This is a genomic window from bacterium (genome assembly GCA_016703265.1).
Taxonomy (GTDB): domain Bacteria; phylum Krumholzibacteriota; class Krumholzibacteriia; order LZORAL124-64-63; family LZORAL124-64-63; genus CAINDZ01.
The window spans coordinates 444,550-458,306 of sequence record JADJCK010000006.1; the positions used below are offsets into that span (position 1 = coordinate 444,550).

Sequence of the window (13,757 nt, forward strand, 5' to 3'; positions counted from 1 at the left end):
GCCTGCGGCACCGTATGCCGCACCGTGGGATCAACGCCGCGCAGCCACCAGCTCCGCGGCGTTTCTCATGTTCACCAGCAGCGCGTCGGGAATGGCCACGAGCCGGCCGGTGTCGGGCGTCCAGAGGGCGGCGGTCCGCGCGGCTGCCTGCCCGGCCACGGGCCCGCGCAGCCAACCCAGTTCCCAACGCAGCACACGGGCGGAGTTCCCGGAGCCGAACGTGAGTGCCAGGCCGACGCGCCCGTCGTCCAGCAGCGGTTCGGGGGTGGTGCGCGGCGGCAGGGCCGCGAGGATCGGCTGCCGGCTCAGGTTGACCACGAGGTCGCGCACCAGGCCGTGGCGGCTCGCCTCGTCATTGTTCCACTCAGCAGCGGCGGGCACGTCGGTCAGCCAGGCCTGGCGGCCGTCGGTGTCGTCGGGCGTGCCACGGCGCGAGCCGCGCAGCAGAGGCCGCCCGGTGTAGGTCACCTCGATGACGTCGGCCTCGATGGCCTGCACGGGCAAGGCGTTGAACTCAAGCAGCGCCTCCAGCGGCATGGACAAGGTGTTGATCGCCTCGCGATCGGTCACCATCACATGGCCGCGGCGCAGCACCGGCGCGAACCGTTCATCGAGCGGCGGGCCGAACGCCAGCACGGGCGCGGTCCCGGCTTCCCCGCCGGCACCGGTCAGCGCCGGCCGTACGCCCGGCCCTGTCAGCGTCACGCGACGCCATGGCGGGGCCAGTCCCCAGGCGGCGGCCAGTTCGTCCGTGCGCTCGGGTGGCGCGAACTCGCGCACGTTCAGTTCGCTGACCTCGTAGACCAGGCGTCGGATGGCCACCGGCGAGGCCTCCAGCCAGATGCCATGGTCGTCCTTCAGCCGCCGATCGTCATAGAGAGCGTTGTATTGCCCTGCCAGGGGACCGAAGGCCGCGACGCCTGCCGGGGCGTCGAGCCACCAGCGTCCGTCCCGGCGCTCGACGATGCGGGTGGCACCATCGCCCTCGATCGTGATGCGCTCGATGCCCGCCGGCGCGACGCCGGGCAACAGCTGGCGCGCCCGCACCCCGTCCGGAAGTGCGGCCACCCGATCGCGCAGTGCCAAGGGCACGGTGAAACAGAAGCGGCGGCCTGCGCCCGTGGCGTAGCGTGTCCCGGCCACGGGATTGACCACACCGAACGCGATGTCCTCGCGGCTGCCGTCAGTGCGGTGCACGGTCAGCTGCACGCCCTCGGGGCCGTTGAACTCGTAGCGGCGGTCGCCCGGCTCCGTGCCCGGCAGCAGCGGCCCGGCCACGGCCGATTCGAGGGAGTCGACGAGGGCCGCCATCGCGCGCGGGTCGAGGTCGTCGGACATGGCGCCGCCCAGCGTCCAGCCCCCGGCCGCCAGCCGGTCGAAGCGGTACGAGGCGCCGCGGACGTTCAGCAGCAGCGCATCGATGGCCGCTTCGGACGGGGTCAACAAGGGCCCGCCGAGGCTGTGGTTGGCCGCGCGGGGGGCCACGCGCGTCGACCACAGGAAGGCGCTCGCAGCGACAGCCACCGCCAGCAGTGTCATGGTCGCCAACTGTGGTCCCGACACCCGCTTCTTCATGGACGCTTCCTCGGCTCGCGGCGGCTGCGCAGCATGATGCCGAGCGCCAGGCTGCCCACCAGCAGCGGCCAGCCGAGAATGGCGCCCCAGCCGTAGACTTCCTTCTGGGCGGCGCTGAGGACGACAGGTTGGCTGAGCGGATCGCGGCCGCGGACCTGGATCAACGCCTGCTCACGGGCCAGCCAGCCCATGATGTTGAGCAGCAGGTCGCGATTGGCGCCCTGGTTCACGGTTGCGTTGTTGAGGAACTCGGAATTGCCGATGACGACGAGGCGACCGGGTCGCTCCTGTCCGCGCCGAGCCTCGAGCACCCAGCCGAACGGCAGGGGACCACGGGAATCGGTGGCCGGGTCGAACTCGGGCCGGCCGGTGAACATCGTGCCCGGGTCGGTCTCGCCCCAGGTGCGATCGCCGGTGCTGAGCAGCGGCCCGCCGAAGAGCGTCGAGTCGGTGCCCTCGGTGCGCATGACGGGCTGCGAGAGCGGGAACGTCGTCACCAGGCCGTGCAGGCTGTGCACGATCTCGTGGTGGCTGTAGGTGTCGATGATGGCCACCGTGCGCGGCCCCAGCCCCTGCGCAACGGCCAGCCGTTCCGCGTCGATCAGCACCTCGCCTGTGGGCACCAGGCGCCAGCCGCGCAACCAGGCGGCCCACCCGGCCGGCGTCGGCGGGTCGGTCAGCGCCAGCACAGCGCCGCCGCGCGCCAGGAACGCGTCGATGGCGGCGACTTCCGACGGCTCGGGATCCAGGCGCGGGCCGGCGATGACCAGCACGTCGCAGCTTTCGGGCACGCGTGCGCCGCCGCTCAGCGTCAGTGGCCTGACGTCGTAGCCCTGGTCGGACAGCGCGACGGAGGAACTGAGATAGCCGGGGCGCTCGCTGCTGTCGAGCATGTGCTCCCCGTGCCCGGTCAGGAACATCACGCGACTGAGACGGCCCGAGGCCAGGCGGTAGACCGCACTCAACAGCGCGCTCTCCTCCGGTTGCATCAGCGTGGTGTGGCGGTCGCCCACGGTGATGACCACGCTGCGGCTCGAACCGAGTTCGAACTTGCGGAACAGGTCCAGGTCGACTTCCGGGTCCACGATCGAGTAGCGGAAGCGGCGCGTGCGCTGGCTGCAGCTGCTGAGCAGCGCTTCGGTCACCTCGCGGGCCGGGTCCAGCTTCTGGTAGAACGCATAGACCTGCACGAACTCGGCCTTCGCGGCGCCCTCGCTGAGGGCACCGTCGCCGTTGGCCGCGTCCGGGTCCTTGCCGTCGAGAAGGTCGCCCAGCCTCTCGAGCAGCTGTACGCTTTGCGGGGCCAGGCTGTAGCGCTGGTTGCCCGTCAGGTCCCAGCTCTGCCGGAACTGCCCTGCCACCAGGTAGAGCAGCACGGCCACCACCAGCGTCAACAGCGCCGGCACCCACGGCCCCAGCCGCCGGCCCGGCGGCAGGCGCCGGCCCGCGTGCACGGCCCAGGCGAAGGCCAGGGCGATCGCCGTCATGCCCGCGAAATAGACAAGGTCCAGCGTGTCGATGACGCCGCGGCTGAACCGCTCGAAGTGCGTCAGGATGGACAACTCGCGCGCCAGGGTGCCGGCCGGACCGGGCACGAAGCGCTCGAAGACGCCGATGATGAACAGCAGCAGCGAGGTCATGAAAGCCAGGAAGTACGCGACGACCTGGTGCGAGACGAGGCACGACGCCATCAGCCCCCACGCCACGAGACACGAGGCGAGCAGCACCTGGCCCAGGAACGCCGTCACCGCCGGGCCGGCCTCGGGCCGGCCGAACGTCCACACCGCCAGCATGTAGGCGGCGCCGGCGCCGATCATGGCGATGGCCGCGAGCGAACCGCCCAGCCACTTGCCGAGGATCCAGGTGCCGTCGCTGACGGGCCAGCTGGCCACCAGTTCGCGGCGCCCCGGGCGCAGGTCCGGCGCCATCAGCCGCATCGAGAGGGCGGGCAGCAGGAACAGCAGGAAGAAGACCACGTTCGAGACCAGTGGCTGGTGGCACCGCCGTCCGCCCCGGTCAGGCGCATGAACAGGTCCTCGAGGCTCGGGCCCTTGTCGTGGATGTTCTGCAGCAGGCCCCCCGCCTGCAGCACGGACTCGACCAGGCGCGGGCGGATCTCCACCGCGTTGCCGGCGATGTTCACCTCGGCGCCCGTGGCGGTGATCGTGACATCGTCGACGCCGGCGACGCGCGCGAGCGCCGCCGCCACGCGGTCCCGGTCGCCGTCCCAGGAAAGAACGATCGTGCGCGCAGCCAGTCCGGCGGCCAGCGGGTCGGCGGCGGCCAGGCCCTCGCCGGACTGCTCGGCCACGACGCGGCCGTGGTCGAGGATGACGACGCGCTCGCAGAGCGCCGCCACCTCGCTGAGGATGTGGCTGCTCATGAGCACGGTACGCGTGCCGCGGAAGCTGCGGATGAGTTCGCGGATGCCGACGATCTGGTTGGGATCCAGGCCGCTGGTGGGCTCGTCGAGCACGATCACGGGCGGGTCGCCGACCAGCGCCTGCGCCAGGCCCAGCCGCTTGCGGTAGCCGTGCGAGAGCCGGCCGCTGAGGCGGTGTCGCACCTCCTGCAGGCCGGTCTGCTCCAGCAGCGTGCCCAGGTGGGCGGTGCGTCCGGCGCGGGGCACGCCCTTGATGTCGGCCACGAATTCGAGCGTCGACCAGACGGACTGGTCGCCGGGCAGGGCCACGTGCTCGGGCATGAAGCCGACGGCGCGTCGCGCTGCCAGCGGCTCGCGGGCCAGGTCGCGCCCGGCCACCGCCGCCGTGCCGCCCGAAGGCGCCAGCGAACCGGTGAGGATCTTCATCACCGTGGACTTGCCGGCGCCGTTGGGGCCCAGCAGGCCGGCTATCTGCCCCGTTTCCACGCGGAACGAGACACCGGCCAGGGCAGGCAGTTTGCCGTACATTCGCGTCAGGCCGGTCACTTCGATCATGCGCGCGCTTTCTAGCGGGCTGTCCAGCGCAGCAGGCAGGCGCCCCACGTGAAGCCGGCGCCGAAGGCGCAGAGCACCACCGTGTGCCCTTCGTGCAGGCGACCCTCGTCACAAGCCACGCGCAGCGCCGAAGGGATGCTGGCCGAGGTCGTGTTGCCGAACCGGTCGATCGTGATCATCACCTTGCTGTCGGGCAGGCCCAGCCGCTGCTGCGCGGCCTCGATGATGCGGATGTTGGCCTGGTGCGGCACGAACAGGTCGACATCGGCTCCGGTCAGCCCGTTGCGCTCGACCACTTCGGCGGTGACGCCGGCCATGCCCTTGACCGCGAACTTGTAGACGTCGCGGCCCTCCTGGTAGACGGTGTGCAGCTTGCCCGCCACGGTCGCCGCCGAGGCCGGCATGGCGCTGCCGCCGGCCTTCTGGTGCAGGAAGCGGATGCCCACGCCGTCGACATGATGGATCGCGTCGATGATGCCCAGGCGATCGGGCTCCACGCGCTCGACGACCACGGCGCCGGCGCCGTCGCCGAAGAGGATGCAGCTGTTGCGGTCCTGGTAGTTGGTGATCGACGACATGATCTCGGTGCCGACGACCAGGACGCGGCGGGCGTGGCCGGCCTCGATCTGCGCGCGCGCGTTCTGCAGCGCGAAGATGAAGCCGCTGCAGGCGCCCTCCAGGTCGTAGCCCCAGGCGTTGACCGCCCCCAGTTCGTGCGCGATGAGGCAGGCGGTGGCCGGGAAGACCATGTCGGGCGTCACGGTGGGGACGATGATCTGATCGACCTCGGCGGCCGTGATGCCGGCGTGCTCCATGGCCTGGCGGGCAGCCAGCGCGCCGTGGAACGAGGCCCCGGTGCCGCGCGGGGCCAGGCGGCGCTCGCGGATGCCGGTGCGTTCGACGATCCAGGCGTCATCGGTCTCGACCATCTTCTCGAGGTCGGCGTTGGTCAGGCGGCGCTCGGGAAAGCTCATGCCGACGCCGGTGATGCCGGCGGTGTGCAGCGTCCGGTCGCGCGGAAGTCTGGGGGTCATGCGTTCCTCCCTGGGTGACCCGTGGCTCGAAAGCAGCGCCGCACGCGTGCGGCGGGAAGCGGCGATGGCCGGCGCTGAAGGCCGGCACAGAAAGCTGGCGGCGCGGCGATGGCGCTCCGATCGGGTGAAGTTAGGCCATTTCCCGCAGGCGGGCAACCGGGATTGTGGCCTGCAGCAAGGCCGCGAAGCAAAGCAGAGCCCCCGCTGCCTGACGGCAGCGGGGGCCCGATGAGTGGACGAGAGCCGAGGTCGGTTTCGGTCGGGCGCCCGCGCGTGAGCGCAGCCACCCCGGAGGCGACCGGCGGCGAAGCGGGACGCGGGTCCTACTTCTTATCCTCGTCCGCATCGCGCTCGTCCTTCTCCTTGTAGGCGGCATCCTGCGCCTGCTCGGTGAATGACGCGATCGCTTCCTTCTTCTGCTCGGCGGCCAGCACCTTGCGGGCGCGGGCGCGCTTGCGCGTGTCCTTGACCTTGGGACGGGCGGTGCCGTCGACCAGCTCGAGGATCACCAGTTCGGCGTTGTCGCCGTGCCGGGGCCCGATGCGCATGATGCGCGTGTAGCCGCCGGCGCGCTCGGCATACCGCGGGCCGATCTCGGCGAACAGCTTCGCGAGCACCACCGGCTCGTTCACCTTGCGCGCTGCGATGCGCCGCGAGTGCAGATCACCCTTCTTGGCGAAGGTGATCAGCCGCTCGGCTACCGCGCGGGCCTCCTTGGCTTTCGGTGCCGTCGTCTGGATGCGCTCGTGCTTGAACAGCGAGGTCACCAGATTCCGGTACATCATGTTGCGGTGCGCCTGGGTCCGGCCCAACTTCCGCAGGGTGCGATTGTGACGCATGACTCGAATCCATCCTTCTGTCGAACGAACCGGCGGCCCGCTGGCCGCGCAGGGGTCGTAGGCTGTCGGCGTTACCGGCTAGGAGCCGGAAATCTCGCGCACACGGTCGTTGATCTCGGGCGGGAACGTCATGCCGAAGCCGAGTTCCATGCCTTCGAGGATCTCGCCGATCTCGTTCAGGCTCTTGCGTCCGAAGTTGCGGAACTTGAGCATCTCCTGCTCAGGCTTCGTCACCAGGTCGAACAGGGTCTTGATGTGGCCGGACTTGAGGCAGTTGGCCGAACGGACCGACAGCTCCAGCTCTTCCACATTGCGGGACAGCAGCTCCACCAGGCGCTCCTGCTCCTCGTTGACCTCGGTCTCCTGGGCGTCGATCGGTGCCTCGTCGAAGTTGATGAACAGCTGCAACTGGTCCTTCAGGAGCTTCGCCGCGAAGGCGACGGCATCCTCGGGGCGCACCGCACCATTGGTGGTGATGCCCAGGATCAGCTTGTCATAGTCGGTCCGCTGTCCCACGCGCGTATCCTCGACGCGGAAGCTGACCTTGCGCACCGGCGAGTAGTTCGTGTCCATGCGGATCACGCCGATACGCTCGTCGGGCACGTTGTGCTGTTCGCGATCGACGTAGCCGCGGCCGATGTCGATGAACATCCGCGCCGAGAACTTCTCCGCCTCGGTCAGCGTGCAGATCACGTAGTCCGGGTTGTCGATCACCAGGTCGGGGTTACCGGTGATGGCGCCGGCGGTGACCGGCCCGGGGCCCATGACCTCGATGTGCGCCCAGTGCGAGGGCGCATCCGACAGGCCGAAAACCACGTTCTTCAGGTTCAGGACGATGTCCGTGACATCCTCCAGCACGCCCGGCATGGTGCTCAACTCGTGCTTGACGCCATCGAGATGCACCGCGGTGATCCCGTGGCCGTGCATCGACGACAACAGGGTTCTCCGCAGGGCGTTGCCCAGGGTGTGGCCGAATCCGCGCTCGAGGGGCGCGATCTCGACCTCGGCGAACGCGTGCGACTGGGTCGCCTTGTTCACGCGCACACCCTCAGGCATCATCATGTTGACCCACTTCATGTGTCTCCTCCATGCCTACGGCTCAGGCCGGGGCTTACTTCGAGTAGAGCTCCACGATCAGGTTCTCCTGGATCGGGATGGGCAGGTCGCTGAGCTGGGGCTCGGACAGCAGCCGACCCTCCAGCTTCTTCACGTCCGCCTCGACGAAGGGCAGCCGGTCACGCTTGGCGTTGTCCTTGATGGAGTCGACGATCTGCGGGATGTTCTGGCTCTTGGGGCGGATCGCGATCGTCTCGCCCACCCGCACCTGGCGGCTGGGGATGTCGCAAACGGCGCCGCCGACCAGCACGTGCTTGTGCCGGATCAACTGGCGCGCGGCCCCACGGCTGGGCGCGAAGCCCATCCGGTAAACGACACTGTCGAGGCGCTTCTCGAGGAGATTGAACAGGTTCTCACCCGTCGCGCCTTGCCGCCGGTTCGCTTCCGCGAAGTACAGGCGGAACTGCCGTTCCAGGACGCCATAAATCGAACGGACCTTCTGCTTCTCACGGAGCTGAAGCTTGTAGTCCGAGGGTTTACGCCCACGGCGACGGCCATGCTCGCCCGGCGCATACGGCCGGCGCTCGATGGCGCACGAGGCGCTGAAACAGCGCTCGCCTTTGAGAAAGAGCTTCATCCCCTCACGGCGGCAAAGTTTGCACTTTGCGTCGGTATACCTGGCCATTCCTTGAAACCTCCTGGACGACCGCGTTTCTCAGGCGGGCCGCCCTCGTTCAAACCTACAGCCGACGGCGCTTCTTGGGCCGGCAGCCGTTATGCGGGATCGCGGTGCAGTCCTTGATCCGGGTCACTTCGAGGCCTTCGGCCTTCAGGCTGCGGACCGCGGCCTCGCGGCCGGAACCCGGTCCCTTCACCCACACCTCGACCTTGCGCATGCCCTGGCCGATGACCTCCTGGGCGCAGAAGCGCGCGGCCAGCTGGGCGGCAAAGGCGGTCGACTTGCGACTTCCCTTGTACCGGCCCTGGTGCCCGCCGCTGGACCACGTAATGACGTTGCCCTGCAGGTCGGTCATGGTGATGATGGTGTTGTTGAAGCTAGACTTCACGTGGGCCACGCCGACGGAGTCCAGCTTCTTCTTGGCCTTGCGCGCCTTGCCCCGCTTGTCCTTGGCAGTCGACACGGGTTACCTCACTTCTTCTTGGCGCCGGGACGGGACTTGGGTCCCTTGCGGGTCCGGGCATTGTTCTTCGTGTTCTGGCCCCGGCAAGGCAGCTTGCGCCGGTGCCGCAGACCACGATAGCTGCCGATGTCCATCAGACGCTGGATGTTCATCGCGTGCTCGGTACGCAGGGTACCTTCCACCTGATATTCCTTGTCCAGGATACCGATGATCGAACGGGTCTGTTCTTCCGTCAGATCACGCGTCTTGACCTCAGGGTCGATCTTCGCCTTCTGACAGATCTCCACGGCGCGGTGGTCACCGACACCGTAGATGTACGTCAGCGACGTCCGGATCCTCTTGTTCGCAGGAATATCAACACCGGCGATGCGTGCCACCACGGCTCCTTTCGCTCTGTCCAGGCTTCTGTCTCCGAGGCGCCCTCGACGCTCCGGACCACGAAGCCAATCGAATCAAAAAACCGGTCTTAACCCTGGCGCTGGTTGTGCCGGCGCGTGATGCAGATCACGCGCACGACGCCCTTGCGCCGGATCACCTTGCACTTCGGGCAGATCTTCTTGACCGAACTGCGCACCTTCATGGCTCTTGCCTTTCGAACGGATCCGCGTGCGGATCCCGCTTGGCTCCGGTCCCGCTGGGCCCGGGGACCAATTCCCGTTGCCTACTTGTACCGATACGTGATGCGGCCACGTGTCAGATCGTAAGGCGACAACTCCACCGTCACCTTGTCGCCCGGCAGGATACGGATGAAGTGCATCCGCATCTTGCCCGAGACATGGGCCAGGACCACGTGCTGGTTCTCCAGCTCGACGCGGAACATGGCGTTGGGCAGGGCCTCGACGACCGTCCCCTCGACGCTGATGCCTTCTTCCTTGGCCATCCGTCCTCGCCTTCAGAACGCTGCCGGGCCATCGCCCCGCCGCGTCAGTATCCGCGGGCCGTCCGCCGTGACGGCCACCGTGTGCTCGAAGTGGGCCGACAGACGGCGGTCCGCTGTCACGATGGTCCACTCGTCGCGGGCCGTAACGACCCGCTTGGTCCCGGCGTTGATCATCGGCTCGATCGCCAGGACCAGCCCGACCTCCATCACCGGGTCGGGCATCGTAAAGCACCGGAAGTTGGGCACCTGCGGGTCTTCGTGCAGGTTCTTCCCGATTCCGTGCCCGACCAGCGACTCCACGACGGAGAAGCCGTTGGCGCGGGCATGTTTCTCGACTTCGATGCCGATCGCCGAGATCCGTCGGCCCGGGGCGATCGCGGCGATGCCGCGCGCCAGGCACTCACGGGTCACGTCGATCAGCCGTGCCGCCTCGTCACTCACCCGGCCGACCGGGATCGTCTCGGCGGAGTCGGCGTGCCAGCCGTCGTGGATCAACCCGATGTCGATGCCGACGATGTCGCCTTCGACCAGGGCCCGCGACGAAGGGATGCCGTGCACCACTTCCTCGTTTACCGAGATGCAGGCAGAGGCAGGGAACCCGTGGTATCCCTTGAAACTCGGGATACAGCCGGCTTCCCGGATCCTGGCTTCGATGGCCTCGTCGAGTTCTGCGGTGGTGACACCCGGCGTCACCAGCTGGCGGATCCCGAGAAAGACAGAAGCCAAAATCTCGGCGCTGGCCTGCATCTTGTCAACCTGATCGGCTGACTTCAACTCCATGCGCAACGCACCCCGCGACATCGGCTTAGCCCAGAGCGGCCGCGATGCGCTCGCTGACCTGTTCCGGGGTGCCCAGGCCGTCGATCTCGTGGAGCGGGTATCGCTCCTCGAGCGCCCAGGCGGCCGGCAGGGTCTTCTTGCGGAAAACCTCAAGTCGGTGCCGGATCGTCTCTTCCTTGTCGTCGGCCCTCTGGTACAGGGCCGCCTTGCCGGGCCGCTGGGGGTCCTCGGCCTGTCCGCAGAACGGACAGAACCGCGGCACCACCGGCCCGAAGCCCTTGAGGTTCATGACCTCGTTGCAGGCCCGGCACGTGACCCGTCCCTCGAGCCGGCGGACGATCTCCTCTGCCGGAGCGTTCAGGACCAGGACCGCGTCGACCTTCTGGCCAAGGCTGTCCAGCTGGTCCATGAACCCGATCGCCTGGATCGCCGTGCGCGGGAAGCCGTCCAGCAGCCAGCCCTTGGCGGCGTCCGGCTGGGACAGGCGTTCGCGCACCAGTTCCATCATCAACTCGTCGGAAACCAGGTCTCCGGCGTTCATGATCGCGTGCACCTTGAGACCGAGTTCGCTGCCGCTGCGGATGGCCATGCGCAGGATGTCGCCCGTCGAGATGTGGACGGTTCCCTTGCTGATCACGATCGCGTGCGACTGTGTGCCCTTGCCGACTCCCGGCGGCCCCATGATGACGACGTTCACGCCGCTACCTCCGCGCCCGCAGGCGGCCCTTCGTCATGAAGCCGTCGTAGTGGCGCATGACCAGATGCGACTCGATCTGCTGCAACGTGTCCAGGGCCACGCCGACCACGATCAAAAGGCCGGTGCCGCCGAAGTAGAACGGCACGTTCAGCAGCTTGATCATCAGGTCGGGCAGTACCGCGATGAGCGCCAGGAACACGGCGCCCGGCAGCGTCACGCGGGTCAGGACACGGTCGATGTACTCGGCAGTCTTCTTACCCGGTCGCACGCCGGGGATGAAGCCGCTGTTCTTCTTCATGTTGTCCGCGAGGTCGACGGGGTTGAGGATCACAGCGGTGTAGAAGTAGGCGAACAGGATGATCAGGGCCGAATAGACGACCACGTAGATCGGGTGCGGCGGGCTGAAAGCCCGGCTCAACCCCATCAGGAACTCGCTGTTCGGGAACATGTTGCCCAGCGTGGCGGGGAACATGATGATCGACTGGGCGAAGATGATCGGGATCACGCCGGCGGTGTTGACCTTCAGCGGGATGTGGGTGTTGGCCCCGCCGTAGACCCGGCGTCCGACGATCTTCTTGGCGTACTGCACCGGGATCTTTCGTTGTCCCTGGGTGATCGCGATGATGCCGGCGATCACGAAGAGCATGAAGATCGCGACGAACAGCCCCTTGATGATGTGCATCTCGCCGCTGCGCAACTGCTGGAACGTGTTCAGCAGGTCGGTCGGGTAGCGAGCCACGATGCCGATGAAGATGATCAGCGAGATGCCGTTGCCGATGCCGCGCTCGGTGATCTGCTCGCCGAGCCACATCACGAAGACGGTACCTGCAGTCAGCGTGATCGCCGTCATGATCTTGAAGGCGAAGCCCGGGTTGGTCACGACGCCGGACATCTGCTCGAGGCCGGCCGCCATGCCGAACGACTGGATCAACGCCAGCACGACCGTGGCATAGCGGGTCATCTCATTGATCTTCTTGCGGCCCTGTTCGCCTTCCTTGGCCAGCTTCTCGAAGTACGGTACGACCGCCTGGAGAAGCTGGAAAATGATCGAGGCGCTGATGTAGGGCATGATGCCCAGGGCGAAGATCGTCGCGTTGCTGAGGCCGCCGCCCGAGAACATGTCATAGAGACCCAGCAGGCCGGCCTGGTCGGCGAAGAACTGCTTGAGGGTCGCACGATTGATGCCCGGCGTCGGGACGTGACCGCCCAGCCGGTACACGAGCAGAATCATGGCCGTGAACAGGATCCGGCGCTTCAGCTCCGGGATCCTGAACATGCTCTGGTAACTGCCGCTGATGTTCAAGAGAACGCTTCCTTCGGTTTGGACGTTACCGCGCCCGCAGGCCAGCCCGCGAACTTACGCCTTCACGGTGACCGAGCCGCCGGCGGCCTGCACAGCCGCTACCGCGGCTTCGCTGGCCTTCGAGACCTCGATCTGCAGCGACTTCTCGACCTTGCCGCGCGCGAGCAGCTTGATCGGGCGATCGACGTACTTGACCAATCCCGCCAGGGCCAGGGCCTCGGCGTCGATCTTCGCACCCGACTCGAAGAGCTCGTTCAAGTCGTCCAGGTTCACGAGCTGGAAGCTCTTCTTGAAAATATTCGTGAAACCGCGCTTCGGCAGCCGACGGTTCAGGGGCATCTGGCCGCCTTCGAACCAGGCCGCGTGTCCGCCGCCCGAACGGGCCTTCTGGCCCTTGTGGCCGCGCCCGCCGGTCTTGCCCTGGCCGGAGCCGGGGCCGCGCCCGCGCCGCTTCCGGTCGCGGTTCGCACCTTTCGGCGCGCCGAGGGTGTTCAGCTTGAGCATCGCTACTTCACCTCTTCCACGGTCACGAGGTGGCGCACCTTGAACGCCATGCCCCGGATCTGCGGAGTATCGTTATGGACCACCGACGACTGGTTGCGCCTGATGCCGAGCGCCTCGATGATCCGCCGGTGCTTCTCGGGGCGCCCGATGATGCTGCGCACCTGGGTAATCTTGATCCTGGCCTGGGTCATGGCTTAGCCCTCCTTCGGGCCGTTGCCGGACGCTGCGGTCCGGCGCTCGAAGCCGAGCACCTCGGGCACGGTCAGCCCGCGCTTGGCGGCGAATTCCTCGACCGTGCGCAGCTGCTTGAGGCCGTCCATCGTGGCCTTGACCACGTTGTTCGGATTCCGCGATCCGAGCTGCTTCGTCAGGATGTTCTTGACGCCCGCGGCTTCCAGGATGGCGCGCACGCCGCCGGCGGCGATGACGCCGGTACCCGGCGAGGCGGGCTTCAGGAGCACGCGGCTGGCGCCGAAGCGACCGATCACCTCGTAGGCGATCGTCTCCTTCTGGATCGACACCGTGATCTGGTTGGCGCGGGCACCCTCGCCACCCTTGCGGATGGCGTCGGCGATTTCGTTGGCCTTGCCCATGGCGACGCCGACCTTGCCCTTGCCGTCGCCCACGGCGACGATCGCGGCAAAGCTGAACCGACGGCCGCCCTTGACCACCTTGGCCACGCGGTTGATGCTGATCACGTTCTCATGCATGTCCGAACCGGAGTCGCCTTCGCGACCGCCGCCCGGGCGCGGCCCGCGGCCGTCACCCGGACCGCCGTCACGACCGCGACCGCCGGGGCCACCGGGACCACCGGGGCCACCACGACCGCCGGGGCCGCCAGGACCGCCGAAGCCGCCACGGCCACCGCCGCCGGGGCCACCACGACCGGGACCACCGGGGCCACCGGGGCCACCACGACCGCCGCCACCGGGTCCGCTCGGACCACCGCGTCCGCTGCGCGGGGCCTCACCGCTGCTCTGATTGTCGAATCCCGCCATCTGACTGCTCC

Annotated in this window: 17 protein-coding genes; all 17 read right to left on the bottom strand. The window is 67.9% G+C overall.

Annotated features, from left to right (window positions below):
• Positions 1 to 30 precede the first annotated feature (30 nt).
• The gene (locus tag IPG61_13670; protein MBK6735105.1) at positions 31 to 1,575 is read right to left on the bottom strand and encodes a DUF4340 domain-containing protein; all 1,545 of its coding nucleotides are present in this window, start codon (positions 1,573 to 1,575) and stop codon (positions 31 to 33) included.
• Positions 1,572 to 3,551 carry a Gldg family protein gene (locus IPG61_13675; protein MBK6735106.1) on the bottom strand — a complete coding sequence of 660 codons (1,980 nt, stop codon included), beginning with the start codon at positions 3,549 to 3,551 and terminating at the stop codon, positions 1,572 to 1,574. The genes IPG61_13670 and IPG61_13675 overlap by 4 nt, the downstream gene beginning before the upstream one ends.
• Positions 3,503 to 4,513: an ABC transporter ATP-binding protein gene (locus IPG61_13680; protein ID MBK6735107.1), complete on the bottom strand. Its 1,011-nt coding sequence runs from the start codon at positions 4,511 to 4,513 to the stop codon at positions 3,503 to 3,505. Before IPG61_13680 ends, IPG61_13675 begins: the two co-directional genes overlap by 49 nt.
• A gap of 11 nt (positions 4,514 to 4,524) precedes the next feature.
• On the bottom strand, positions 4,525 to 5,547 hold the full coding sequence (locus IPG61_13685; GenBank protein ID MBK6735108.1) for a ketoacyl-ACP synthase III: 1,023 nt from the start codon (positions 5,545 to 5,547) through the stop codon (positions 4,525 to 4,527).
• 323 nt (positions 5,548 to 5,870) lie between these two features.
• Positions 5,871 to 6,386, bottom strand: coding sequence for a 50S ribosomal protein L17 (gene rplQ / locus IPG61_13690; GenBank protein MBK6735109.1), 516 nt, complete (start codon positions 6,384 to 6,386; stop codon positions 5,871 to 5,873).
• 78 nt (positions 6,387 to 6,464) lie between these two features.
• Positions 6,465 to 7,463 carry a DNA-directed RNA polymerase subunit alpha gene (locus IPG61_13695; protein ID MBK6735110.1) on the bottom strand — a complete coding sequence of 333 codons (999 nt, stop codon included), beginning with the start codon at positions 7,461 to 7,463 and terminating at the stop codon, positions 6,465 to 6,467.
• A 34-nt stretch (positions 7,464 to 7,497) separates the two neighbouring features.
• The gene (gene rpsD, locus IPG61_13700) at positions 7,498 to 8,127 is read right to left on the bottom strand and encodes a 30S ribosomal protein S4 (GenBank protein MBK6735111.1); all 630 of its coding nucleotides are present in this window, start codon (positions 8,125 to 8,127) and stop codon (positions 7,498 to 7,500) included.
• Positions 8,128 to 8,182: 55 nt separating this feature from the next.
• Positions 8,183 to 8,584 carry a 30S ribosomal protein S11 gene (gene rpsK, locus IPG61_13705; GenBank protein ID MBK6735112.1) on the bottom strand — a complete coding sequence of 134 codons (402 nt, stop codon included), beginning with the start codon at positions 8,582 to 8,584 and terminating at the stop codon, positions 8,183 to 8,185.
• An 8-nt stretch (positions 8,585 to 8,592) separates the two neighbouring features.
• The gene (gene rpsM / locus IPG61_13710) at positions 8,593 to 8,961 is read right to left on the bottom strand and encodes a 30S ribosomal protein S13 (GenBank protein ID MBK6735113.1); all 369 of its coding nucleotides are present in this window, start codon (positions 8,959 to 8,961) and stop codon (positions 8,593 to 8,595) included.
• An 89-nt stretch (positions 8,962 to 9,050) separates the two neighbouring features.
• On the bottom strand, positions 9,051 to 9,164 hold the full coding sequence (rpmJ, locus tag IPG61_13715; protein ID MBK6735114.1) for a 50S ribosomal protein L36: 114 nt from the start codon (positions 9,162 to 9,164) through the stop codon (positions 9,051 to 9,053).
• An 81-nt stretch (positions 9,165 to 9,245) separates the two neighbouring features.
• Complete coding sequence (infA, locus tag IPG61_13720) at positions 9,246 to 9,464, bottom strand: translation initiation factor IF-1 (GenBank protein ID MBK6735115.1); 219 nt, start codon at positions 9,462 to 9,464, stop codon at positions 9,246 to 9,248.
• Between the two features lie 12 nt (positions 9,465 to 9,476).
• Entirely contained in the window at positions 9,477 to 10,265 is a 789-nt protein-coding gene (map, locus tag IPG61_13725; GenBank protein ID MBK6735116.1) for a type I methionyl aminopeptidase, read from the bottom strand.
• Positions 10,266 to 10,269: 4 nt separating this feature from the next.
• Positions 10,270 to 10,941, bottom strand: a complete 672-nt coding sequence (locus tag IPG61_13730) for an adenylate kinase (GenBank protein MBK6735117.1) — start codon at positions 10,939 to 10,941, stop codon at positions 10,270 to 10,272.
• A 4-nt stretch (positions 10,942 to 10,945) separates the two neighbouring features.
• Positions 10,946 to 12,217 carry a preprotein translocase subunit SecY gene (secY, locus tag IPG61_13735; protein MBK6735118.1) on the bottom strand — a complete coding sequence of 424 codons (1,272 nt, stop codon included), beginning with the start codon at positions 12,215 to 12,217 and terminating at the stop codon, positions 10,946 to 10,948.
• Positions 12,218 to 12,298: 81 nt separating this feature from the next.
• Positions 12,299 to 12,748, bottom strand: a complete 450-nt coding sequence (rplO, locus tag IPG61_13740) for a 50S ribosomal protein L15 (GenBank protein MBK6735119.1) — start codon at positions 12,746 to 12,748, stop codon at positions 12,299 to 12,301.
• Between the two features lie 2 nt (positions 12,749 to 12,750).
• A complete protein-coding gene (rpmD, locus tag IPG61_13745) occupies positions 12,751 to 12,939 on the bottom strand; it encodes a 50S ribosomal protein L30 (protein ID MBK6735120.1) in 189 nt (62 codons plus the stop codon).
• A gap of 3 nt (positions 12,940 to 12,942) precedes the next feature.
• The gene (rpsE, locus tag IPG61_13750; GenBank protein MBK6735121.1) at positions 12,943 to 13,746 is read right to left on the bottom strand and encodes a 30S ribosomal protein S5; all 804 of its coding nucleotides are present in this window, start codon (positions 13,744 to 13,746) and stop codon (positions 12,943 to 12,945) included.
• Between the last annotated feature and the right edge of the window lie 11 nt (positions 13,747 to 13,757).

Excerpts from the sequence above, each read along its gene's own strand:
- rplQ (MBK6735109.1), bottom strand. The coding sequence starts at position 6,386 with ATGCGTCACAATCGCACCCTGCGGAAGTTGGGCCGGACCCAGGCGCAC.
- IPG61_13685 (MBK6735108.1), bottom strand. The coding sequence starts at position 5,547 with ATGACCCCCAGACTTCCGCGCGACCGGACGCTGCACACCGCCGGCATC.
- map (MBK6735116.1), bottom strand. The coding sequence starts at position 10,265 with ATGTCGCGGGGTGCGTTGCGCATGGAGTTGAAGTCAGCCGATCAGGTT.
- secY (MBK6735118.1), bottom strand. The coding sequence starts at position 12,217 with ATGTTCAGGATCCCGGAGCTGAAGCGCCGGATCCTGTTCACGGCCATG.
- rpmD (MBK6735120.1), bottom strand. The coding sequence starts at position 12,939 with ATGACCCAGGCCAGGATCAAGATTACCCAGGTGCGCAGCATCATCGGG.
- infA (MBK6735115.1), bottom strand. The coding sequence starts at position 9,464 with ATGGCCAAGGAAGAAGGCATCAGCGTCGAGGGGACGGTCGTCGAGGCC.
- rplO (MBK6735119.1), bottom strand. The coding sequence starts at position 12,748 with ATGCTCAAGCTGAACACCCTCGGCGCGCCGAAAGGTGCGAACCGCGAC.
- rpsE (MBK6735121.1), bottom strand. The coding sequence starts at position 13,746 with ATGGCGGGATTCGACAATCAGAGCAGCGGTGAGGCCCCGCGCAGCGGA.
- IPG61_13680 (MBK6735107.1), bottom strand. The coding sequence starts at position 4,513 with ATGATCGAAGTGACCGGCCTGACGCGAATGTACGGCAAACTGCCTGCC.
- rpsD (MBK6735111.1), bottom strand. The coding sequence starts at position 8,127 with ATGGCCAGGTATACCGACGCAAAGTGCAAACTTTGCCGCCGTGAGGGG.
- rpmJ (MBK6735114.1), bottom strand. The coding sequence starts at position 9,164 with ATGAAGGTGCGCAGTTCGGTCAAGAAGATCTGCCCGAAGTGCAAGGTG.
- IPG61_13670 (MBK6735105.1), bottom strand. The coding sequence starts at position 1,575 with ATGAAGAAGCGGGTGTCGGGACCACAGTTGGCGACCATGACACTGCTG.
- IPG61_13695 (MBK6735110.1), bottom strand. The coding sequence starts at position 7,463 with ATGAAGTGGGTCAACATGATGATGCCTGAGGGTGTGCGCGTGAACAAG.